This is a genomic window from Rhodococcus sp. G6(2025) (assembly GCF_058628105.1).
Map to the genome: position 1 here is coordinate 4123234 of NZ_CP179750.1, position 25141 is coordinate 4148374.

Below are 25141 nucleotides of genomic sequence, written 5' to 3' on the forward strand. Positions count from 1 at the left end.
TCAGCGCACCGAGTGCGGCCGGTTCGCGCTGTCGTCGGGATCGCTGTCCCTGCCGGTGTCGGGCGCGGCGTGCCGCGGCCGACGATGCGAACGCTCGAGGTGCGGTGCGATCGCGGCGAGAGCAGCCGGCGTCGTCATCGTCCAGTGCGTCGCGTCCACCGGATGCTCGTCGATGCTCCCGCGCACGAACTGGCCCCAGCAGGTCACCGGGTCCACGTGGAAACCGTCGTCCAGGGCGGCGGTGAAGAACACCAGATCGCCGTCGAACACCCTCGGCCGGTGTGCGTCGATCAGTGCGGGGGCTCGCAGCGCATTGCCGTAGATCCGTTCGAGTTCCGAAGCGGTCAGCGCCGCCAGCGGCCCTCCGACGACCCGCAGCAGTGCCGCCGCCCGCTCGGCGTCGAACTGTCCGTCCGGCGCGAGTTCGTCGAGCACGCTGTCGTCCGGGAGGTCCAGGCCGACACCGCCGAGAAGATCCGCGGTGGTCGCGGAATTCTCCACGCTGCGGTCGATCCCGACATAGCTGTCGAGGAGCCCCAGCAGACGCACCTCTTCACCGGCGTCCTGCAACTGCACGGCCATCTCGTGAGCGATGACCCCGCCCAGCGACCACCCCACCAGGTGGTACGGGCCGTGCGGCTGGACCGAACGGATCTCCCGGACGTAGCGGGCCGCGAAGTCGGTGATCGTCTCCAGGTGCGGCTCGTCCTCGGTCAGCGCGGGCGACTGCAGCCCGTAGATCGGCCGGTCCTGGGTCAGCTCGCGGCCGAGCCCCGCGTAGCTCCAGGCGACCCCGATGAACGGATGCACACAGAACAGCGGCTCCGCCGTCCCTCTCGTGCGGATCGGGAGCAGCACGTCGAGTGACGCACCGGCACCGTCCACCCCGTCGTTCGCCCACTTCTGGATGCGTTGTCCCAGCGACTGCGGGGTGGGGTCGCTGAACATCCATTGCAGCGGGAAGTCGATTCCCAGCTCGGACCCGAGCGCGGATGCGACCCGGGTGGCGATCAGCGAGTTGCCCCCGAGGTCGAAGAAGCTGTCCGTCACTCCCACGCGGTCGATGCCGAGCACGTCGGCGAACACCGTCGCGACGGCGCGCTCGGCCGCCGTCCGCGGCGCCTGGTACTCGTCGGCCGCCGACCGGGCGGCCGGTGCGGGCAGGGCCGGGCGGTCGAGTTTGCCGTTCACCGACAGCGGCAAGGTGTCGAGGTGCACGACGCGCGCCGGGATCATGTACGACGGGACGCGGGCCGACAGGTATGCACGCACGTCGGACCAATCGGCCGCGCGCCGGCCCACCAAGTACGCCACCAGCGCTTCCTCGCCGCGGTCGTCGCGGTGCACCACCACGACCGCCTGCGACACGTCCGGATGGGTCTCGAGCGCGGTTTCGATCTCCCCCAACTCGATCCGCTGACCGCGCAACTTCACCTGGAAATCCGTCCGACCCAGATACTCCAGCGCACCGTCGGTGCGGCGACGCACCAGATCACCCGTGCGGTACATCCGCCCACCCGCCGCATGCGGATTCGCCACGAACCGATCCGCCGACAGATCCGCCCGGTTCAGATATCCCCGCGCCAGCTGATCCCCCGCCAGATACAACTCCCCCGCCACCCCGTTCGGCACCGGATGCAACCGGGCATCGAGCACATGCACCTGCGTGTTCCACACCGGACGCCCGATCGGCACCGTCACCGTGTCCGCCGCACCGGTCTCCCAGTACGTGACGTCGACTGCGGCCTCCGTCGGCCCGTACAAGTTGTGCAGATCGGCACCACTGACCGCCCGGAACCGCGACACCTGCTCCGGCGTCAACGCCTCCCCCGAACAGAACACCAACCGCAACGAATCACACACCGCCACAGCAGATTCAGCAGTGAACACCGACAACATCGACGGCACGAAATGGGTGGTCGTCACGTGACGTTCCTGCATCAGCCCTGTCAGATACCGCGGATCGCGGTGTCCGTCCGGCGCGGCGATCACCAGGGAGGCTCCCACCTGCAGCGGCCAGAACAGCTCCCACACCGATACGTCGAACGTCACCGGAGTCTTCTGCAGAACGACGTCCGCACTGGTCAGGGTGTATTCGTGCTGCATCCACAGCAGGCGGTTCACGATCGCACCGTGGGTGACCGCGACGCCCTTCGGCCGGCCCGTCGACCCGGACGTGAAGATCACGTACGCCGTGTTCGCCGGGGACAGCGGCCACAGCCGGTCCGCATCGGTGACGGGCGAGTCGTCGAAGCCGGAGAAATCCTCGGACGCGACGTCGATGACGGGGACCGATCCGCCGCCGGGGAGTCCGGCACCGCTGACCAGGACACATGCCGGCCGTGCGGTGTCGAGTACATACGCGGTGCGCTCGGCCGGATGGTCCGGATCCACCGGCAGGTAGGCGCCACCGGCCTTCACGACGGCGTAGATCGCGACGAGCAGATCGATCGACCGGCGCATCGCGACCGCCACCACCGACTCGGGGCCGACGCCCTGCTCGATCAGTCCGCGCGCCAGCCTGTTCACGCGGGCGTCGAAGTCGGCGTACGTCAACTCGTCCCGGTCGAAGATCACCGCGATCCGGTCGGGGTCCGCCGCGACCCTCGTGTCGAACAGCGACGCCAGGGTCCCGGCGGGCACCTCGTGCGATGTCGCGTTGGTGCCGGCGATCTGCTTCCGTTCGCCGCTGCCGAGGACATCGATGTCGCCGACCGCGGTGTCCGGACTGTCGGCGGCCGCCCGCAGAATCTGCAGGAACCGCTGTCCGAACACGTGCATGGACGGCTCGTCGAACAGGTCGGAGGCGTACGTGAGGCGGGCCGCGATCCCGTCCGGACTTCCCGCCGAGTCGAACTGCTCCATCAGGGTGAGCTGCAGGTCGAACTTGGCGATGTCGACGTCGAAGTCGACGCCGCTCATCGACAGGTCACCCAGTTGAAGTGTCGCCTGGTCGAGGTTCTGGAACGTGAGCATCACCTGGAACAGGGGATGCCGCCCGGTGGACCGCGACGGATTGACGACCTCCACGAGGCGCTCGAACGGGACGTCCGCGTGGGAGAAGGCGGCGAGATCGGTCTCGCGCACGTCGGCGACCAGTTCGGCGAAGGTCCGGCCTCCGTCGACCTGCTGGCGCAGGACCAGCGTGTTGACGAACATCCCGATCAGGTCGTCGAGTTCGCGTTCGCCTCGGCCCGCGACGGGGGTGCCGATGGCGATGTCCCCGGTGCCGGAGAGTCGGCTCAGCAGCACCGCGAGCGCCGAGTGCACGAGCATGAACAGGGACGCGTTCGCGTCCCGCGCCGTACCCAGGAGCGTGCCGTGCAGGTCGGCCGGCACGGCGAAGTCGACGGTGCCGCCCCGGTACGACGCGACCGCGGGACGCGGGCGGTCGGTGGGCAGGTCCAGCTGATCCGGTGCGCCCGCGAGGGTCTGCGTCCAGAACGCGAGTTGCCGTGCCGACACCGATTCGGGATCGGCCTCGTCGCCGAGAAGCGCCCGCTGCCACAGCGCGTAGTCGGCGTACTGCACCGGCAACGGCGCCCAGTCGGGCGTGGTGTCCGCCGACCGCGCCGCGTACGCCGTCATCACGTCCCGCACCATCGGTGCCATCGACCAGCCGTCGCCGGAGATGTGATGGACCACCAGGGCGAGAACGTGTTCCGTCGGAGAGATGCGGAAGATCCGCACCCGCACCGGAACCTCCGTGGTGACGTCGAATCCGGTGGTCACCAGGCCGGCGATCTGAGCGGGCAGCGCAGCCTCGTCCGTCGCGACGACGGACAGCTCGCCCCCTACCCGGTCGACGGGCAGGATCACCTGGTGCGGGCCGTCCGCGGAGTCCGGGTACACCGTCCGCAGCGACTCGTGCCTGCGGACGACGTCGGCGACCGCATGCTGCAGTGCGTCGACGTCCAGCGCGCCCGACAGGCGAACCGCCGCGGGAATGTTGTGCACCGCGGAGTTCGGGTCGAACCTGTTGAGGAACCACATCCGGCGTTGCGCCGACGACAGCGGAATCCGTTCGGGGCGCACCGCCGGTGTCAGCGCCGGGCGGGCGGGTGCGGTCGCCTCGATCGAATCCAGTAGTGCCGCCAGGGCGGCGACGGTGGGCGCCTCGAACAGGGTTCGAATCTCCACGCGGCGCCCGAGCCGCTCGGACAGCCGGGCGACCACCCGGGTGGCGACGAGGGAGTTGCCACCGAGGTCGAAGAAGTTCGCGGCGGCACCGACCTGGTCGACGCCGAGCACGTCGGCGAACACGGCGGCAACCGCTTCCTCCGTGGGCGTCGCGGGAGCGCGATACTCGTCTGTCGCCGAGGCGAAGTCGGGCGCAGGAAGGGCCTTGCGGTCGAGTTTGCCGTTCGAGGTCAGGGGTAGTTGCGCGAGCACGACGAGGGCGGCGGGCACCATGTAGCTCGGCACCGCCGCGCCGACAGCGGCGAGAACCGCGGCGGAGTCGACGGCGGCGCCGTCCTCGGGGACGACGTACGCGATCAGGGCGGTCCCGGTGTGCGGGTGCTGGTGGGCGACGACGACGGCCTGCCCCACCGCCGCGCTCGACACCAGGGCGGACTCGATCTCGCCGAGTTCGATGCGGAACCCGCGAACCTTCACCTGGAAGTCGGAGCGCTCGAGGTACTCGAGGACACCCCTGCTGTCCCGGACGCGCCAGCGGACCACGTCGCCGGTGCGGTAGAGCCGCGAACCGGATGCGCCGAAGGGGTTGGCCACGAAGCGTTCGGCCGTCAGATCCGCGCGAGCGACGTAGCCGCGGGCCAGTTGCTCACCGGCCAGGTACAGCTCACCCGCCACCCCGACGGGGACCGGGTTCAGCCGGGCATCCAGCACGAACACCTGCGTGTTCCACTCGGGTCCGCCGATGGGAACGGTGTCGATGTCGCCGGCGGTGTGTGTCCAGGCGGTCACGGACACGGCGGCCTCGGTGGGCCCGTACAGGTTGTGCAGCGCGACGGTCCCGAACCGGCGGCGGAAGCGGGCGGCGGTGTCGACGGGCAGCGCCTCGCCGATGCACAGCACCCGCCGCAGGGCCGGCTGCTCCCCGGCATCCGCCAGGAAGGCCTCCAACAGGGACGGCACGAAATGTGCTGTCGTGACGCACTGCTGACGCATCAGGTCCGCCAAGTAGGCCGGGTCGCGGTGACCGTCCGGGCGGGCGATGACCAGTCGGGCGCCCGTGGTCAGCGGCCAGAACAGTTCCCACACCGACAGGTCGAACGTGACGGGTGTCTTCTGCACGACGGCGTCGGTGGTGTCGAGCGGGTATTCATGCTGCTTCCAGCGGAGTTGGTTCGCGATGGCGGCGTGAGTCACGGCGACCCCCTTGGGGCGGCCGGTGGACCCGGACGTGAAGATCAGGTACGCCGTGTTCTCCGGCCGCAGCGGGGCGAGGCGATGCGCATCGGTCACCGGTTCGCGGGGCGAGCCGGCGAGGTCGATGCTGTCGATCTCGATGACCGGGACGTTCACGGAGGCGAACCCGTCCGAGGACGTGGTGAGGATGCACGCCGGGCGTGCGGTCGCGAGCACGTAGGCGAGTCGGTCGGCCGGATGGGTGAGATCGATCGGCAGGTACGCGCCGCCGGCTCGCAGCACCGCGTACATCCCGACCAGCAGTTCGATCGACCGGTTCATCGCCAGTCCCACCACGGATTCCGGTCCCACCCCGCGAGCGATCAGCCGGTGGGCGAGGGCGTCGACACGGCGGTCGAACTCTGCGTACGTCAGTTCGGTGCCCTCGAAGAACACCGCGGCCTTGTCGGGGGTGCGCGACACCTGGGCGGAGAACAGTTCGGCGAGCGTCGTCGGCGGCAGATCGACGCCGCTGTCGTTGAAGTCGGCGAGGACCGACTGCCGTTCGGGGCCGTCGAGGAGGTCGATGGCCCCGACGGCCACGTCCGGATCCTGTACGACCGACTCGAGGACGCGGGTGAAGCGTTCCGCGAACGCCCGCACGGTGGATTCGTCGAAGAGGTCGGTGGCGTAGGTGAACTGGGCCTCGATCACGTCCGGGGATCCGTCGGCGTCGTGCTTCTCCGACAGTGTCAGGTGCAGATCGAAGTTGGAGATCGTGTTCGGTACGTCGAGTCCCTCGACGTGCAGTCCGGGAAGCTCGAGCGTGGTGGTGGCGAGGTTCTGGAACGAGAACGCGACCTGGAACAGCGGGTGGTGCGCGCGGGACCGGGCCGGGTTCAGCACGTCGACGAGGCGCTCGAACGGAATGTCGGAGTGCGCGAACGCATTCAGATCGACAGACCGCGCGTCGGCGAGGCTGTCGGCGAACGAACTCGCGAGGTCCACGGGGGTGCGCAGCACCAGGGTGTTCACGAACATCCCGACGAGTTCGTCGAGGGATTCCTCACCGCGGCCGGCGATGGGTGCGCCGACGGCGATGTCGGACTCGTTGCTCAGTCGCGCGAGAAGCACCGCGAGCGCGGTGTGCATCACCATGAACAGGGACGTGTTCCGGCCGCGGGCGAGCGCCAGCAGGGCGCGGTGGGTGCCGGCGCCGATGGTGAACGGCACGTGCGCGCCCCGGTGCGACGCGACCGCGGGACGGGGACGGTCGGTCGGCAGGGACAGCCGGTCCGGCAGACCCTCCAGTGTGCGGGTCCAGTAGGCGATCTGAGCGGCGGCGACAGATTCGGGATCGGCCTCGTCGCCGAGGAGTTCCCGCTGCCACAGGCTGTAGTCGGCGTACTGCACCGGCAGCGGCGTCCAGCGGGGAACGTGTCCCTCGGCGCGGGCGGTGTAGGCGAGCATGACGTCGCGGGCCAGCGGGGCGAGCGACCAGCCGTCACCCGAGATGTGGTGGGCGACCATCACGAGCACGTAGTCGTCGGCGCCGACGCGGTACATCCGGGCCCGCAGGGGCACGTCCGCGGTCACGTCGAAGCCCGTCGTGACGAGTGCGAGCACCCGCTCGAGGACGTCGTCGGGGTGCGCCGTCACCGGTGTCAGGTCGGGCACCGCGTCCCCGGCGGGCACGATCACCTGGTGCGGACCGTCGGCGGAGTCGGGATAGACGGTGCGCAGCGCCTCGTGCCGCCCGACGAGATCGGCGATCGCGATCTGCATGGCACGCAGGTCCACCTCGCCCGACAGCCGGAGCGCGACCGGCAGGTTGTAGGCGGGCGATGCGGTGTCGAACTGGTTGATGAACCACATCCGCTGCTGGGCGAGCGACAGCGGAATGTGTTCGGGCCGGGGCTTCGCCGTCAGCGCGGGGCGCCGCACACTGTGGGCGGTGGTCTCGGTGATACGTGCCGCGAGCGCGGCCACGGTCGGCGACTCGAACACTTCACGGACCCCGACGTGGACGTCGAGTGCCGCGTTGATCCGCGACACCACCTGGGTGGCGAGCAGCGAGTTGCCGCCGAGGTCGAAGAAGCTGTCGTGGATGCCGATCTCCGGCAATGCGAGGATGTCCGCGAAGATACCGGCGACGATCACCTCCATCGGGTTCCGCGGTGCCTCGAATGTCGTGGCCGCGGCGGCGAAGATCGGCTCGGGCAGCGCGGCCCGGTCGAGCTTGCCCGCCGGGGTGAGCGGCAGGGCGTCGAGGAGGGTGACGGAGGCGGGAACCATGTAGGCGGGCAGGGTGCGTCCGACGAAGTTCGCGACCTCGACCCGGTCCACGTCTTCACCGGTGAACGGCAGCACGTACGCGACGAGGGAGGTCTCCCCGTTCGGGTGCTCGTACCCGATCGTGGTGGCGTACTCGATCTGCGGGTGTGCGGTGAGCGCGGCATCGATCTCGCCGAGTTCGATCCGGAATCCGCGGATCTTCACCTGGTGGTCGGTGCGGCCGACGAAATCGAGGACGCGGTTCTCCCGCCACCGGACGAGGTCGCCGGTGCGGTACATCAGGTCGCCGGGCTCGCCGTACGGGTCGGCGACGAAGCGTTCGGCGGTCAGTCCCGGCCGTCCGAGGTAGCCGCGGGCGAGGCTCGGGCCTCCGACGTACAGTTCGCCCGGCACACCCACCGGCACGGGGCGCAGCCGGCCGTCCAGCACGAGTGCCCGCACTCCGCGGCTCGGGCCGCCGATGGTGACCGGTTCGCCGGCGCGGAGGGGTTCGGTGATGGACGACATGATCGTCGCCTCGCTGGGGCCGTACGCGTTGACCATGCGACGCCCGGGCGCCCAGCGGGCGACCAGTTCCGGTGGGCACACGTCACCGGCGACCACGACCACGGCGAGGTCGTCGAGCCCGTGATGGTCCACCGACGCCAGCGCCGCCGGAGTGGAGAACGCATGGGTGACGTGTTCCGCGGCGAGCAGTTCCGCGAGTTCCGATCCGCCGTAGATCGTGGGCGGGGCGATGACCATCGTGGCTCCCGCGCCGAGTGCCATCAGCATCTCGAACACCGAGGCGTCGAAACTCGGGGACGCGAAATGCAGTGTCCGCGAACGGGAGGTGACCCCGAGGAGCTCACGCTCGTCGGTCACCAGATTCATCAAACCGCGATGCGTGACCGCGACTCCCTTGGGCCGGCCGGTGGACCCCGACGTGTAGATGACGTACGCCACCTGGTCGGACAGGATCGGGCGCATGCGGTCGCGGTTGGTGAGCGGCAACCGGGATTCGTGGGTGCAGCGCACCTCGACCGCCGGGTCGTCGAGGAGCATCCACCGGATCGAGTCCGGGAGCAGATCCTGTTTCGCGGACACGGTGATCCCGACCATCGCCCCGGAGTCCTGCACCATGTGCAGAATGCGGTCCGCGGGATAGCCGGGGTCGACGGGCACGAACGCGGCACCGGTCTTGGCCACCGCCCACACGGCCACCACGGATTCGACGGACCGCGGCAGCGCCAGCGCGACCCGGGTTTCGGGTCCCACTCCCCTGTCCACGAGCAACCGGGCAAGCTGATTCGACCGTTCGTCGAGGTCCCGGTACGTGAGGCTCTCTTCGTCGAAGACGACGGCGGGTCCGTCCGGTGCCGCGGCGACGGCGTCGGCGAGGATCTCGGGCAGCATCTGCACCGGTCGCGGGTCGGCGCCGCGCACCGGGGTGAGCGCCGCGTATTCCTCGTCGCCGAGGACCGGAATGTCACCGATCGGCCGCTGCGGGTCGGCGACGACCGCCTCGAAGATCCGCCGCAGCCGGGTCGCGTACTCGGCGGCGGTGCTCTCGTCGAAAATGTCTGTCGCGTAGACCAGTTCGGCGTCGATGCCGGCGGCCTCGGACGCGTCGCCGAGGCGCTCGGTGAGCGTGAAGTGCAGGTCGAACTTCGCGATGCTCGCGTCGAGGGTGAGCGGCTCCACCGACAGCCCGTCCAGTTCGAGTCGGTCGGCGGAGACCGCCTGCACGCCGAGCGCCACCTGGAACAGCGGGTGGTGCGAGGTGGAGCGGACCGGGCTGAGTACCTCCACCAGCCGCTCGAACGGCAGGTCCGCGTGGGCGAACGCCTCGAGGTCGACATCCCGGGCCTGTTCGAGCAGCGACACGAACGACGCCCCCGGGTCCAGCGTCGTGCGCAACACGAGGGTGTTGACGAACATGCCGATGATGTCGTCGAGTTCCACCCGGCCGCGACCGGCGATCGCCGTGCCGACGGTGATGTCGGAGCTGGTGCTGAGCCGGCCCAGCAGGACGCTGAGCGCGGCGTGGGCGACCATGAAGATGCTGGCGCCGTTCGCGCGTGCCAGCTCGGCCAGGGCCCGGTGTGTGTCGGCGTCCAGGGTGAAACGCGTTGCCGCACCCCGATGCGACGGAACGGCCGGCCTGCCCCGGTCGCCCGGCAGGTACAGCTGGTCCGGGACACCGGCGAGTGTCCGGGTCCAATACTCGAGCTGGGCGGCGGCGAGGCTGCCCGGGTCGGATTCGGCGCCGAGCACCTCCCGCTGCCACAGCGCGTAGTCGGCGTACTGCACCGGCAGCGGTGCCCAGGTGGGCGCACGGCCTGCCGCGCGGCTCGAGTAGGCGATCATCACGTCCCGGATCAGCGGTTCCATGGACACGCCGTCGGCGGAGATGTGATGGACGACGAGAGCGAGCACGTGCTCGGTGTCGCCGAGCGAGTACACCTTCACCCGCAGTGGCACGGCTTGGGAGACGTCGAAGCCGGTCAGCAGGAACTGCTCGAGATCCGCGCGTAGCCCGGCCTCGTCCACGCGGACCGGTGCGGCGTCGGGGGTGAACTCTCCGGGTTCGAGGATCACCTGGTGCGGTCCGCCCCGGGAATCGGGGAAGACGGTCCGCAGCGATTCGTGCCGGGTGATCAGATCGTCGATCGCCGCGGCCAGCGCCGCCGTGTCCAGCGGTCCGGTGAGCCGGACCGCGGCGGGGAGGTTGTATGCGGGCGAGGACGTTTCGAACTGGTTGAGAAACCACATCCGCTGCTGCGCGAGTGAGAGGGGGATCCGGTCGGGGCGGACCGCCGCCGTCAGGGGTGCGATCGGCGTGGTCGGACCGTGCCCGTCGAGTCGCCGGGCCAGGGCCGCGACGGTGGGGGCGTCGAACACGTCGCGGATGGCGACGCGTGTCTCCGTCGCGACCCCGATGCGGGTGCTGAGCTTGGTGGCGGACAGGGAGTTGCCGCCGAGTTCGAAGAAGTTGTCGTCGACACCGACCCGGGGGACGCCGAGGAGTTCGGCGAAGATTCCGGCGACGATGCGTTCCGACTCGGTGCGTGGCGCCGTGTACTCCGCCTTCACGGTGAACACCGGCGCGGGCAACGCGTTCTGGTCGACCTTCCCGTTCGGTGTCAGCGGTAGTTCCGCCAGCGTGATCAGCAGCGACGGAATCATGTAGGAGGGCAGGCTGCCCGCCGCCTCGGCGAGGACGGCGTCCCGGTCCAGTGTGCTTCCGCGCCGCGGCACCACGTACCCGACGAGGTGATCGCCGGTGTGCGGGTCCGAATGCGGGACGACGATCGCCTGGTCCACGTCTTCGTGCCGAAGCAGTGCCGACACGATTTCGCCGAGTTCGATACGGAATCCGCGGACCTTCACCTGGAAGTCGGTGCGCCCGAGGTACTCGAGCCGGCCGTCCGCGTTCCAGCGGACGAGGTCGCCGGTGCGGTACAGGCGCGCGCCCGACGTGGAGAAGGGGTCGGCGACGAACCGTTCGGCGGTGAGGTCGGGGCGGCCCAGGTATCCGCGGGCGAGCTGGACTCCACCGAGGTACAGCTCTCCCGCGACACCGACCGGAACCGGACGCAGGCGGCCGTCGAGGACGAGGGTGCTGGTGTTCCAGACGGGCAGACCGATCGGGACGGTGTCGGAGTTGTCGGACCGCGCCGCGAAGAAGGTGGTGGTCACCGCCGCCTCGGTGGGTCCGTACGTGTTGTCGATTTCCGCGGGATGGGACGCCCGGAAGTCGTCGATCGTCTCCGGCGACACTGCTTCGCCACCGACCAGCACGTGCCGCAGCGCCGGCAGGTCGTCGAGCCCGGGGCCGGACGTCACGGCCGCCAGCATCGCCGGCACGAAGTGCACGACGGTGACGCCGTGTGCGCGGAGGACGCCCGAGAGGTATTCGGGGTCGCGGTGCCCGTCGGGTTCGGCGACGACGAGCCGCGCGCCGGAGACGAGCGGCGCGAAGCACTCCCACACCGACACGTCGAACGTCACCGGGGTCTTGAACAGCATGGTGTCGGCGGTGCTCAGCGCGTACTGCGCACGCAGCCACTCGAGTTGCGCCGCGATCGCCGCATGGGAGACGGCGACCCCCTTGGGTCGTCCCGTGGAACCGGACGTGAAGAGGACGTACGCCGTGTTGTCCGGGCGCAGCGGTGCGACGCGTTCGTCGTCGCGGATCGGCTCCCCACCGAACTCTGCCGGGTCCGGGTCTGCGGGGACGATCGCCCGCACCCCGTACCGTGTCGTCCCGGTTTGTGTGAGCAACGCGCTGCTCGTGAGCACCGCGGACGCGCCGGACTGTTCGACGATGTCGCTGTTGCGCTGCGCCGGTTGACCGGGCTCGAGTGGGGTGTAGGTGCCGCCTGCCCTCACCACGGCGTGGACGGCGACGAGCAGGTCGAGCGACCGCGGGATATCCACCGCCACGACGACGTCGGGTCCCACGCCGTCGCCGATGAGCCTGCGCGCGAGGCGGTTCGCCCGAGCATCGAACTCGGCGTAGGTCAGTGCCGTGTCGCGCCAGAGCACCGCGGGGGCGTCCGGTGTGGTCCGTGCCTGGTCGTCGAGGAGACCGACGAGGGTGCGCTGCGCCGTGTCCCGGGTCGCGCCGTGTGACAGGGCGAGCAGACCCAGCCGGGCTTCGTCGCCGAGCAGGTCGAGGTCGCCGACCGTGGTTCGGGGATCGCGGGTCAGTCCGGTGAGGACCCGGAGGAAGGACTCGCCGATCCGCAGTGCGGTGTCCTCGTCGAAGAGGTCCTTGGCGTAGCCGAGTTCGAGATCGAGACCGGTCGGGTTCCCTTCCTCGTCGTGGCGTTCGCCGAGCACGAAGTTGAGATCGAACTTGGCGATCGGCGATTCGATCTCGAGTGCGGACACCTCCAGTCCCGGCAGTTCGAGTGTCGGGGTCTGCAGGTTCTGCAGTGCGAGCGCCACCTGGAACAGCGGGTGGAACGCGGTGGAACGGGTCGGGTTGATCGCGTCGACCAGCTGCTCGAACGGCACGTCGACGTGGGAGAACGCCTCGAGGTCGACGCGCCGGACCTGCTCGAGCAGTTCGGCGCCCGTCGATTCCGGTTGCACGTCGGTGCGCAGCACCAGGGTGTTGACGAACATGCCGACGAGTCCGTCGAGGGACTGCTCCCCGCGACCCGCGACGGATGTTCCGATGGCGACGTCCGGGCCGGCCCCGATCCGCGACAGGAGCGCCGCGAGCGCGGTGTGGACGACCATGAACAGGCTGGCGTGGTGGGTGCGCGCCACGTCCAGCAGTCGCAGGTGGCTGTCGCCGCCCAGGGCCAGTCGTACCGTGCCGCCGAGGTTCGACGGAGCGGGCGGTCGGGGGCGGTCGGTGGGTAGTTCCACCTGATCCGGCAGACCCGCGAGTGTTCGCTTCCAGTAGGCGATCTGGCCGGCGGCCAGCGACTGCGGATCGTGCTCGTCGCCCAGCAGTTGACGCTGCCACACGGCGTAGTCCGCGTACTGCACCGGCAAGGCGTTCCAGGCCGGGGCGTCACCGGCGGTCCGGGCCGCGTAGGACGTCATGACATCGGAGGCGAGGGGGATGAACGACCAGCCGTCCGCCGAGATGTGGTGGACGACGAACAGCAGGATGTGCTCCGAGCGGCTCTCGCGGAACAGGTGAACCCGCAGCGGGATGTCGGTGGTGACGTCGAACCCGGCGGACGCGTGCCGCAGGATCGCACCGCTGAGGTCTTCACCGGACAGGCGTGACGGCGTCAGATCGAGGGAGATCGACTCCACCGGGACGATCACCTGATGCGCCCCGGTCTCGGTCGCCGGGTAGACGGTGCGCAGCGCCTCGTGCCGCTCGAGGACGTCGCCGAGCGCCGCACGCAGGGTCGCGACATCGATCCTGCCGGACATGCGCAGCGCGAGCGGGATGTTGTACGCGGCCGAGGAGGTGTCGAACTGGTTGAGGAACCACATGCGTTGCTGTGCCGGCGACAGCGGGATCGTCGCGGGCCGCTCACCGGCGACGAGGGCCGGCCGCTCGATCGTCGTCTCGGACAGCGCGGCGATCGCGAGTTCGCGGACGGTGGGGTTGTCGAACAGGGTGCGGACGGAGATGCGTGTTCCCAGCGCCGCACCGACCCGGGAGACGACCTGGGTGGCGGACAGCGAGTTGCCGCCGAGGTCAAAGAAGTTGTCGTCCAGCCCGATCGACGCCTCGCCCACCACGTCGGCGAAGACGGCGGCGATCGCCTGCTCGGCCGGGGTCTGCGGCGCCGTGAACTCATTGCGGCGCGCGAATACGGGTGTGGGGAGGGCGTTGCGGTCCAGTTTCCCCGCCGGGGTCAGCGGCAACGAATCCAACACCATGATCGCCGACGGCACCATATACCCCGGCAACCGCTCCCCCACGAACTCCGCGAGAGCACGGGTTTCGACCTCCACACCCGGCGCCGAAAGCACATACGACACCAGCCGACTGCTGCCACTCCCGTCGTCATGGCCGACCGTGTGGGCGAACTCCACCACCGGATGCGCCGCCAACACCGCGTCGATCTCACCCAACTCGATCCGGAACCCCCGGATCTTCACCTGAAAATCACTACGCCCCAAAAACTCCAGAACCGGAGGCCCGTCCGGAGCGGCCACCCACCGGACCACATCACCCGTGCGATACATCCGCCCACCCGCACCGAACGGACACGCCACGAACCGCCCCGCCGTCAACCCCGCCCGATGCACATACCCGCGCGCCAAACTAGACCCGAGGACGTAGAGTTCGCCGCGCACCCCGACCGGAACCGGACGCAACCACCGATCCAGCACCACCAGATCCACACCCACCGTCGGCGACCCGATACTCACCGGCCGCCCAGGCACCAACGGGCCGGTAGCCGACGACATGATCGTCGTCTCACTCGGACCGTACGCATTGACAATGATCCGGCCCGGCGCCCACCGCGACACCAACTCCGGTGGACACACATCACCGGCCACCACCACCGTTTTCAGATGGTCCAGACCACGGTGATCGAGCGACGCCAACGCCGCCGGCGTACAGAACGCATGCGACACCCCATGTTCGGCAAGGAACTCCGCCAACTCCGAACCACCGAAAATACTGGTCGGCGCCACCACCAGCGTCGCCCCCGCACACACCGCCATCACCAACTCGAACACCGACGCATCGAAACTCGGCGACGCAAAATGCAACACCCGCGACCCCACGGACACGCCGAGCCGATCCCGCTCATCCGCCGCCAGATTCACCACACCCCGATGCGTGACCGCCACACCCTTCGGCCGACCCGTCGACCCCGACGTATAAATCACATACGCCGGATGATCCACCGACAACACACCCGTGCGGTCCGAATCATCCAGGGGCTCCGAGGAGTACGAGGCCAGACCCTCGACCACTGCGTCGTCGTCGAGGACGATCCAGTGCGTACCCACCGGCAGACCATCCCGCAACGCCGCCGTCGTCACACCGATCGGCGCACCACAATCCTCCAGCATGAACGCGATCCGGTCAGCCGGATAACTCGGATCCACCGGAACGAACGCCGCCCCCGACTTCGCCACCGCCCACACACTGGACACGGACTCGACCGACCGCGGCAAGGCCAGCGCGACGAAAACCTCGGGACCGACCTGCATGTCGGCGAGCAGTCGCGCCAGGCGGTTCGATTCTGCGTCCAACTCCCGGTACGTGAGCGTGCTGGTGGTGCCCGCGGACGCACCGAGCACTGTCGGGGCGACGAGCGCGTCACCGTCCGGGTTGCTGCGCACCGCGCCGGCCAGCAGATCCGGCACGGTGACGGGCGCGAATCCGGGCCTGCCCGCTGCCGGGACGAGAGCTGCCCGTTCGGTGTCGTCGAGCAGGTCGAGATCACCGACGGCGGTGCCCGGGTCGGAGATCACGGCCTCGAGAATCCCCTGCAGCCGCCACGCGAAGTCGCGGACGGTGGACTCGTCGAACAGGTCGGTGGCGTAGGTGAATTCGGCACGGATCCCGGACGGCCCACCGGTGTCGTCGAGATTCTCCCCCAACGTCAACTGCAGATCGATCTTGGCGACCCCCGGGTCCACGTCCTCGACGCCGATCCGCAATCCCGGCAGTTCGTACGCGTCCGCCTGTCCCGGGTTCATCGACAGCGCAACCTGGTAGATCGGGTGATGCGCCGGGGTGCGCGCCGGGGCGAGCACGTCGACCAGCCGCTCGAACGGAACGTCGGCGTGGGCGAACGCTGCGAGGTCGGTGTCGCGCACCGTGTGCAGCAACTCGGCGAAGCTGTTTCCGCTGCGCACCGCTGTGCGCAGGACGAGGGTGTTGACGAACATGCCGACCAGGTCGTCGAGAGTGCGTTCGCCGCGTCCGGCGATCGGGGTGCCGATCGCGACATCGTCGGTGGCCGACAGACGGCCCAGGAGCAGCGCGAACGCGGCGTGGGCCACCATGAATGTGGTGGCCCCGTGTTCCCGGGCCAGACGCTGAATGCCGCGGTGGGTTTCGGGATCGATGCTGAAGCCCACCGATCGCCCGGCGAACGTCGGCTGAGCCGGACGCGGCCGGTCGAAGGGCAGGCGCAGTTCGTCGGGCGCGCCGTCGAGTGTTCGCGTCCAGTATCCGAGTTGGGTGGTCATGACGGATTCGGCGTCGTCCTCGCTGCCGAGCACCTCCCGCTGCCACACGCTGAAATCGGCGTACTGGACCTCGAGCGGCGCCCACTGGGGGGCGTGCCCCTGCGCACGGGCCGCGTAGGCAACCATGACGTCGCGGCCGAGGGGTCCGAACGACCAGCCGTCGGCCGCGATGTGGTGCAACGAGATCGCCAGGACGTGCTCGGTGGGCGCCGTGCGGAACAGCGTGGCTCGTACCGGTGTCTCCGCGGTGACGTCGAATCCGCGGGACGCGAACGCCACCATTCGGCCGGGGAGGTCGGTTTCGGTGACGTCGACCGGCTGCAGTGTCACGGAGACGTCGGAGGCGGGCAGCACGATCTGTTCGGGGCCACCCTCACCGTCCGGGAACACCGTGCGCAGCGACTCGTGACGTTCGACGACGTCGTCGAACGCCGCCGCCAACGCTGCGGTGTCGATCGCGCCGGACAGCCGCACCGCGAACGGCAGGTTGTAGGCCGGGGACGACGGGTCGAACTGGTTGAGGAACCACATGCGCTGCTGCGCGAGCGACAGCGGGATGCGTGCGGGCCGGGTCACTGCGGTCAGGGCCGGGCGCACCTCAGTGGTGATGGAGTGGATACGCAACGCCAGTGCGGCCACGGTGGGCGCATCGAACACGTCGCGAACCGACAACCGGGTTCCGGTCGCCTCGGTGATGCGCGCGGTCACCCGGGTGACGGACAGCGAGTTGCCGCCGAGGTCGAAGAAACTGTCGTGCACACCGATCCGGCCGGCGTCGAGCACGTCGGAGAACACGTCCGCGAGCTTCTGCTCCACCTCGTTGCGGGGTGCCACGTATTCGGTTGTGTTCGAGACGAATTCAGGTGCGGGGAGGGCCTTGCGGTCCAGTTTCCCGCTCGTGTTCAGCGGGAACTCGTCGAGCAACACCGTCGCCGACGGCAGCATGTACGCCGGAAGCGCACCCGCTGCGTGCCGGCGCAGGTCCGCGGCGTCGACAGTGCGACCGGACGCGGGAATCACATACGCCACCAGATGATCACCCGTCGAGGCATCCGAGTAGACGACAACAGCAGCACCCGTCACATCCGGATGCGACCGCAACACCGCCTCGATCTCACCCAACTCGATCCGCTGACCACGGAACTTCACCTGGAAATCGGTACGCCCGATGTACTCGAGCACCCCGCCCCTCTGGCGCCGCACCAGATCACCCGTCCGGTACATCCGCGCCCCGACATCGCCGAACGGATTCGCCACAAACCGGTCCGACGTCAAATCCACCCGGCCCAAATACCCCCGCGCCAACTGGATGCCACCGAGATAGAGCTCCCCCGGCACCCCCACCGGAACCGGATGCAACCGGGAATCCAGCACGTACGCCTGGGTGTTCCACTCCGGCACACCGATCGGCACCGTCACCTCGTCGGCGTCCGACGTCTCCCAGTACGTCACCGACACCGCGGCCTCCGTCGGCCCGTACAAATTGTGCAACCCCGCAGACGACAGGGTACGGAACCGAGTCGCGGTTTCCGGGGGAAGCGCCTCGCCGATCACGAACACGTGCCGCAGACTCGAACACGAGCCGGCGGGTACCGACGCAACGAACACATCCAGCATCGACGGCACGAAATCGGTCACCGTCACCCCGTACTCGTCGATCGCGCGCGCAAGATACGCCGGATCGCGATGGCCGTCCGGAGTGGCCAGCACCATGGTGGCGCCGACCTGCAACGGCCAGAAGTACCCCCACACCGACACGTCGAACGTCGTCGCCGTCTTCTGCAACAACACATCCCGCTCGGTCAGCGGGTACTCCGACTGCATCCACACCAACTGGTTCACGATGCCCGCGTGCGGCACCGCCACACCCTTCGGCTTACCCGTCGACCCCGACGTGTAGATCACGTAGGCGGTGTTGTCCGCGCGCAGGGGATGCGTCCGATCGGCGTCGGTGATCGGATGCGACCCGAATTCCGACAGGTCCAGCGCGTCGATGGTGACCACGTCGACGCCGGACGGAAGTGCGGGCTGGTCCGCGGTCGTGGTCAGGACGCGGACCGGCGCGGCGGACTGCAGCACGTACCCGATGCGGTCGGCGGGGTGATCGGGGTCGACGGGCACGTAGGCACCACCCGCCTTGACGACGGCGTACATTCCCACCACGAGGTCCAGCGAGCGCCGCATCGCCAGCACCACCCGCGACTCCGGCCCCACACCGCACGACACGAGATACCGCGCCAACCGGTTCACCCGAGCATCGAACTCCGCATACGTCAGCGCAGCGCCCTCGAACACCACCGCCGTCGCACCCGGCGTCCGCGTCGCCTGTGTCTCGAACAGATCCGGCAGGGTGGCGACGGGAACGTCGTGGTCGGTCGAGTTCCAGAGCGTCAGTGCGGCGTTCTCGTCGGCGTCGAGCAGTTCGATGTCGCCGACACGCGTGCCCGCATCCGTGGTGACGGCATCGAGGATCGCGCTGAATCGGGCGGCGATGAAGGCAGCCGTGTCCTCGTCGAACAGGTCCGAGGCGTAGGTCAGTAGCGCGGTGATCCCGTCGGGATCGCCGTCGGCGTCGAACCGCTCGACGAGGGTGAAGTGGAGATCGAATTTCGCGACGTCGATGTCGGTGTCGAGTCCGCGCAGTGTGAGTCCGTCGAGTTCGAGTGTGGTCTGCGCGAGGTTCTGGAACGTGAGCATCACCTGGAACAACGGGTGCCGGGCAGCGTGCCGGGTGGGGCTGAGCACCTCCACCAGCCGTTCGAACGGCACGTCGGCGTGGGAGAACGCCGCGAGATCCGCGTCCCGGACATGGTCGAGCAGGTCGGTGAATGCCGAACCCGGATCGACGGGGGTCCGCAGGGCCACCGTATTGACGAACATACCGATCAAATCGTCGAGTTCGCGTTCGCCGCGGCCCGCGACGGGAGTGCCGATGGTGACGTCCGGGGAGGCGCTGAGACGCCCGAGCAGGACGGCGAGCGCGGTGTGCACGGCCATGAACAGCGTGGCCCGCCGGGACTGTGCGAGCGCGGCCAGCGCGCGGTGCGTCGACGCGTCGACGGCGAAGTTGACGTGCCGACCGCGGTAGGACTGTTCCGCGGGTCGCGGCCGGTCCGTCGGGAGATCCAGCTCCTCGGGAACACCCGCAAGGATGTTCGTCCAGAAGTCGAGTTGCCGGGCCGCGAGAGAGTCGGGGTCGGATTCCTCGCCGAGCAGGTCGCGTTGCCACAGGGCGTAATCGGCGTACTGCACGGGAAGCGCCGTCCAGGTGGGGCGCTCTCCCCGTGTGCGGGCCGCGTACGCGATCATCACGTCGCGCACCATCGGTGCCATCGACCAGCCGTCGCCGGAGATGTGGTGCACCACCAGTGCCAGCACGTGGTCGTCGGCGCCCAGCCGGATCAGCGTGACGCGGACGGGCAGGTCGGTCGTGACGTCGAAACCGGTGGTGAAGAATCGTCCGAGGACGGTCTCCAGTTCGTCCTCACCAACGGCCGCGACGGACAGGGTCGGGCGTGCGTCGGCGGTGTCGCGCACGACCTGGTGCGGACCGGTCGCCGAGTCCGGGAACACCGTGCGCAGCGTTTCGTGGCGTTCGATCAGGTCTGCGATGGCCGCCTCGAGTGCCGCCCGGTCGAGTGCCCCGGTGAACCGCACCGCGAACGGCAGGTTGTAGGCCGGGGACGACGGGTCGAACTGGTTGAGGAACCACATCCGCTGCTGGGCCGGCGACAACGGAATCTGCGCCGGCCGTTCCCGCCGGGTCAGTGCCGGTCGGGTGTCCGCACCGTGCGACTGCGACAGTCGGGCCGCGAGTTCCGCGACGGTCGGCGACTCGAACAGGTCCCGCACCGCGAGCGGCACGTCGAGTTCGCTGCGGATCCGGGACACCAGCTGGGTGGCGATCAGCGAGTTGCCGCCGAGGTCGAAGAAACTGTCGTGGACGCTCACCCGGTCGAGTCCGAGTACCGTGCCGAACACCGCGGCGACGGAGTGCTCGACGCTGGTGGACGGTGCGATGTATTCACCTGCAGCCGAGGAGAACTCGGGTGCGGGGAGTGCCTTGCGGTCCAGTTTCCCGCTCGTGTTCAGCGGGAACTCGTCGAGCAACACCGTCGCCGACGGCAGCATGTACGCCGGAAGCGCACCCGCTGCGTGCCGGCGCAGGTCCGCGGCGTCGACAGTGCGACCGGACGCGGGAATCACATACGCCACCAGATGATCACCCGTCGAGGCATCCGAGTAGACGACAACAGCAGCACCCGTCACATCCGGATGCGACCGCAACACCGCCTCGATCTCACCCAACTCGATCCGCTGACCACGGAACTTCACCTGGAAATCGGTACGCCCGATGTACTCGAGCACCCCGCCCCTCTGGCGCCGCACCAGATCACCCGTCCGGTACATCCGCGCCCCGACATCGCCGAACGGATTCGCCACAAACCGGTCCGACGTCAAATCCACCCGGCCCAAATACCCCCGCGCCAACTGGATGCCACCGAGATAGAGCTCCCCCGGCACCCCCACCGGAACCGGATGCAACCGGGAATCCAGCACGTACGCCTGGGTGTTCCACTCCGGCACACCGATCGGCACCGTCACCTCGTCGGCATCAGACGTCTCCCAGTACGTCACCGACACCGCGGCCTCCGTCGGCCCGTACAAATTGTGCAACCCCGCAGACGACAGGGTACGGAACCGAGTCGCGGTTTCCGGCGGAAACGCCTCACCGATCACGAACACGTGCCGCAGACTCGAACACGACCCGGCGGGTACCGACGCAACGAACACATCCAGCATCGACGGCACGAAATCGGTCACCGTCACCCCGTACTCGTCGATCACCTCCGCCAGATACACCGGATCCCGGTGCCCGTCCGGAGTGGCCAGCACCATGGTGGCGCCGACCTGCAACGGCCAGAAGTACCCCCACACCGACACGTCGAACGTCGTCGCCGTCTTCTGCAACAACACATCCCGCTCGGTCAGCCCGTACTCCGACTGCATCCACACCAACTGGTTCACGATGCCCGCGTGCGGCACCGCCACACCCTTCGGCTTACCCGTCGACCCCGACGTGTAGATCACGTAGGCGGTGTTGTCCGCGCGCAGGGGATGCGCCCGATCGGCGTCGGTGACGCGCGCGCCGGAGAAGTCGGTCAGGTCCAGCGCGTCGATGGTGACCACGTCGACGCCGGACGGAAGTGCGGGCTGATCCGCGGTCGTGGTCAGGACGCGGACCGGCGCGGCGGACTGCAGCACGTACCCGATGCGGTCGGCGGGGTGATCGGGGTCGACGGGCACGTAGGCGCCACCCGCCTTGACGACGGCGTACATTCCCACCACGAGGTCCAGCGAGCGCCGCATCGCCAGCACCACCCGCGATTCGGGCCCCACACCGCAGGACACGAGATACCGGGAGAGTCGATTCGCCCGCTCGTCGAGCTCGGCGTACGTCAGGGAGGCGCTGTCGAAGACCAGGGCTGTCGCGCCGGGAGCGCGCGCCACCTGTGCGTCGAACAGGTCCGGCAGGGTGGCGACGGGAACGTCGTGGTCCGTGGCGTTCCACCCGGCCAGTTCCCGGAGGCGCGCGGCGGGGTCCGCGACCGCGATGTCGCCGACCGGCGTCTGCGGTGCAGCAGTCACAGCTTCGAGGATCCGGACGAACTGTGCGCCGAACGAGCGAATCGTGCTCTCGTCGAACAATTCGGTGGCGTAGTTGAACTCGGCGGCGATGGGGCCGGGCCTGCCATCGGCACCGTGAGTGTCGGTGAGGACGAGTTGCAGGTCGAACGCGGCGACGTCGGGGAGGATCGGCTCGCTCGACACCGACAGCCCGGGGAGTTCGAGGTGCGCGGGTGCATGGTTCTGGAAGAACAGCGCGACCTGGAACAGCGGGTGGTGGGCCGCCGTGCGGGTGGGGTTCAGGTGCTCCACGAGACGTTCGAACGGCACATCCGTGTGGGTGAACGCGGTGAGGTCCACGTCGCGGACCTGCTGCAGCAGTGCGGTGAACGACGATGCCGGGTCCACCTGTGCGCGGAGCACGAGGGTGTTGACGAACATTCCGACCAGGTCGTCGAGGTCGCGGTCGCCGCGGCCGGCGACGGGCGTGCCGATCGCGATGTCGGTGGTCGCGCTGAGCCTGCTGATCAGCACCGACAGGGCGGAGTGCGCGACCATGAACAGGGTGACGTTCTGGGTGCGGGCCAGGGTCAGCAGGCGTTGGTGCAGTTCCGCCGAGATCTCCCAGGACAGCGTCGCGCCGTGTTTCGACGCGACAGCGGGTCGGGGTCGGTCGGTGGGCAGGTCGATGCTGTCCGGCAGCCCGGCCAGCGCGGTTCCCCAGTAGGAGAGTTGGCGGGCGGCCCGGGAGTTCGGGTCGTCCTCCTCGCCGAGGAGTTCTCGTTGCCAGAGTGTGTAGTCGGCGTACTGCACCGGCAGCGGCGTCCATTGGAGGTCGTGGCCGCCGCTGTGCGCGGCGTACGCCACCATCAGGTCGCGGGACAGTGGTGCGAAAGACCATCCGTCGGCGGCGATGTGGTGCACCACCAGCGTCAGCACGTGTTCGTCGTCCCGGACGCGCACCAGTTGTGCGCGCACGGGAATCTCGGTTGTGACGTCGAAGCCGGTGAGGGCGAACGTCCGGATCGAGTTGTCGAGGTCGGCCTCCCGGGCCTCGACGACGGTGAGGCCGAGGTCGATGTCGGGGGCGTCGAGGATGCGCTGCCAGGGTCCGGTGTCGGAGCCGGGGAATACGGTGCGCAGCGATTCGTGCCGGTCCAGCAGGTCGCGGAGTGCGCGACCGAGTGCCGTGACGTCGAGGTCACCCGAGAACCGCACGGCAAGAGGCAGGTTGTAGACGGGGCTCGAGGTATCGAACTGGTTGAGGAACCACACCCGCTGCTGGGTGGGCGACAACGGCACCCGCGTAGGCCGCACCTGCGGAACCAGTGCGGGAGTCGAGGTGTGGGCGTCGCGGTCGACTTCGTCGAATCGTTGCGCGAGCCCGCCGACGGTCGGCGCATCGAAGACGTCGCGCAGCGCCACCGGGACGCCGAGCGCCGTGCGCAGTCGCGACACCAGTCGGGTGGCGACGAGGGAGTTGCCGCCGAGGTCGAAGAAGTGGTCGTGGACACCGGCCCGCTCGACCCCCAGGATGTCGGCGAACACACCGGCGACGATCTCCTCGGTGGGCGTCCGCGGCGCCAGGTAGTCGGTGGTTGCCGCGTCGAGGTCGGGTGCCGGCAGCGCTTTGCGGTCGAGTTTGCCGTTCACCGACAGCGGCAGGGTGTCCAGGTGCACGACGTGCGCCGGGATCATGTACGACGGCAGAATCGTGGCGAGGTGGTCGCGGAGATCGGTCGCCGCGACGTTCACGGCACCGACCGTGTAGGCGACGAGGGCCTCTTCGCCGAGGTCGTCGCGGTGCACCACCACCACCGCCTGCGACACATCCGAATGCGCCTCCAGCGCCGTCTCGATCTCCCCCAACTCGATCCGCTGCCCCCGCAACTTCACCTGAAAATCAGTACGCCCCACATACTCCAACACCCCATCCGCGCGGCGACGCACCAGATCCCCCGTGCGGTACATCCGCCCACCCGCCACATACGGATTCGCCACGAACCGATCCGCCGACAGATCCGCCCGGTTCAGATACCCCCGCGCCAGCTGAACCCCCGCCAGATACAACTCCCCCGCCACCCCGTTCGGCACCGGATGCAACCGGGCATCGAGCACATGCACCTGCGTGTTCCACACCGGACGCCCGATCGGCACCGTCACCGTGTCCGCCGCACCGGTCTCCCAGTACGTGACATCGACCGCCGCCTCCGTCGGACCGTACAAATTGTGCAGATCGGCACCACAGACCGCCCGGAACCGCGACACCTGCTCCGGCGTCAACGCCTCCCCCGAACAGAACACCAACCGCAACGAATCACACACCACCACAGCAGATTCCGCGGTGAACACCGACAACATCGACGGCACGAAGTGCATCGTGGTGATGCGGTGCCGACGAATGAGGGTGGCGAGGTAGTCGGGGTCGCGGTGCCCGTTCGGTGCGGCGATCACCAGCGTGGCACCGACCTGCAGAGGCCAGAACAGCTCCCACACCGACACGTCGAACGTCACCGGAGTCTTCTGCATCACCGCGTCGTCGGAAGTCAGCGGGTATTCGTGCTGCATCCACAGCAGGCGGTTCACGATCGCGCCGTGGGTGACCGCAACACCCTTGGGCCGGCCCGTCGACCCGGACGTGAAGATCACGTACGCCGTGTTGTCGGCGGTGAGCGTGGTGGAGATCGGTGCCGGGTCCTCGTCGGGGAGGTCGAGCGTGTCGATGTGCAGCACCGGTGCCGCGGTGGCGAACGTGGTGTCGTCGGCGGCGCGTGTCAGCACGCACACCGGCTGCGCGGTGTCGAGCACGTATGCGGTGCGCTCGGCGGGGTGATCGGGATCGATCGGCAGGTAGGCGCCGCCGGCCTTCACGACGGCGTAGATCGCGACGAGCAGATCGATCGAACGGCGCATCCCGACCGCGACGACGGACTCCGGTCCCACTCCGCTTCCGATCAGATAACGGGCGAGGCGGTCGGTGTGCTCGTCGAATTCGGCGTAGGTCAGCCATCGTTCCTCGAAGACCAGCGCCACGGCGTCGGGTGTGGCGGTGGCCTGGTCCGCGAACAACGACACCAGAGTGTCCGCGGGCACGGGGTGGTTCGTTGCGTTGGCCGCCGCGAGGGCGGACCGTTCGTCCGCGTCGAGCAGGTCGATGTCGCCGACGGCGACCGGCGGGTTGTCGACGACCACGTCGAAGAGCCGGCCGAATCGTTCGCCGATCGACACGGCTGTGTCCTCGTCGAACAGGTCTGTCGCGTAGGACAATTGCACGGCCAGACCGGCT

The 25141-nt window shown here is 69.0% G+C and carries 1 protein-coding gene (cut by a window edge); it reads right to left on the reverse strand.

Translation table 11 applies throughout. From position 1 onward, the window contains the following. Positions 1–25141, reverse strand: partial view of a non-ribosomal peptide synthase/polyketide synthase gene (locus ACLIVD_RS18990; RefSeq protein WP_491930424.1) — the 3' portion only. The gene runs 4400 nt beyond the window's last position; the window shows 25141 of its 29541 coding nt (coding positions 4401–29541); its start codon lies beyond the right edge, outside the window — the gene reads right to left on this strand; its stop codon occupies positions 1–3.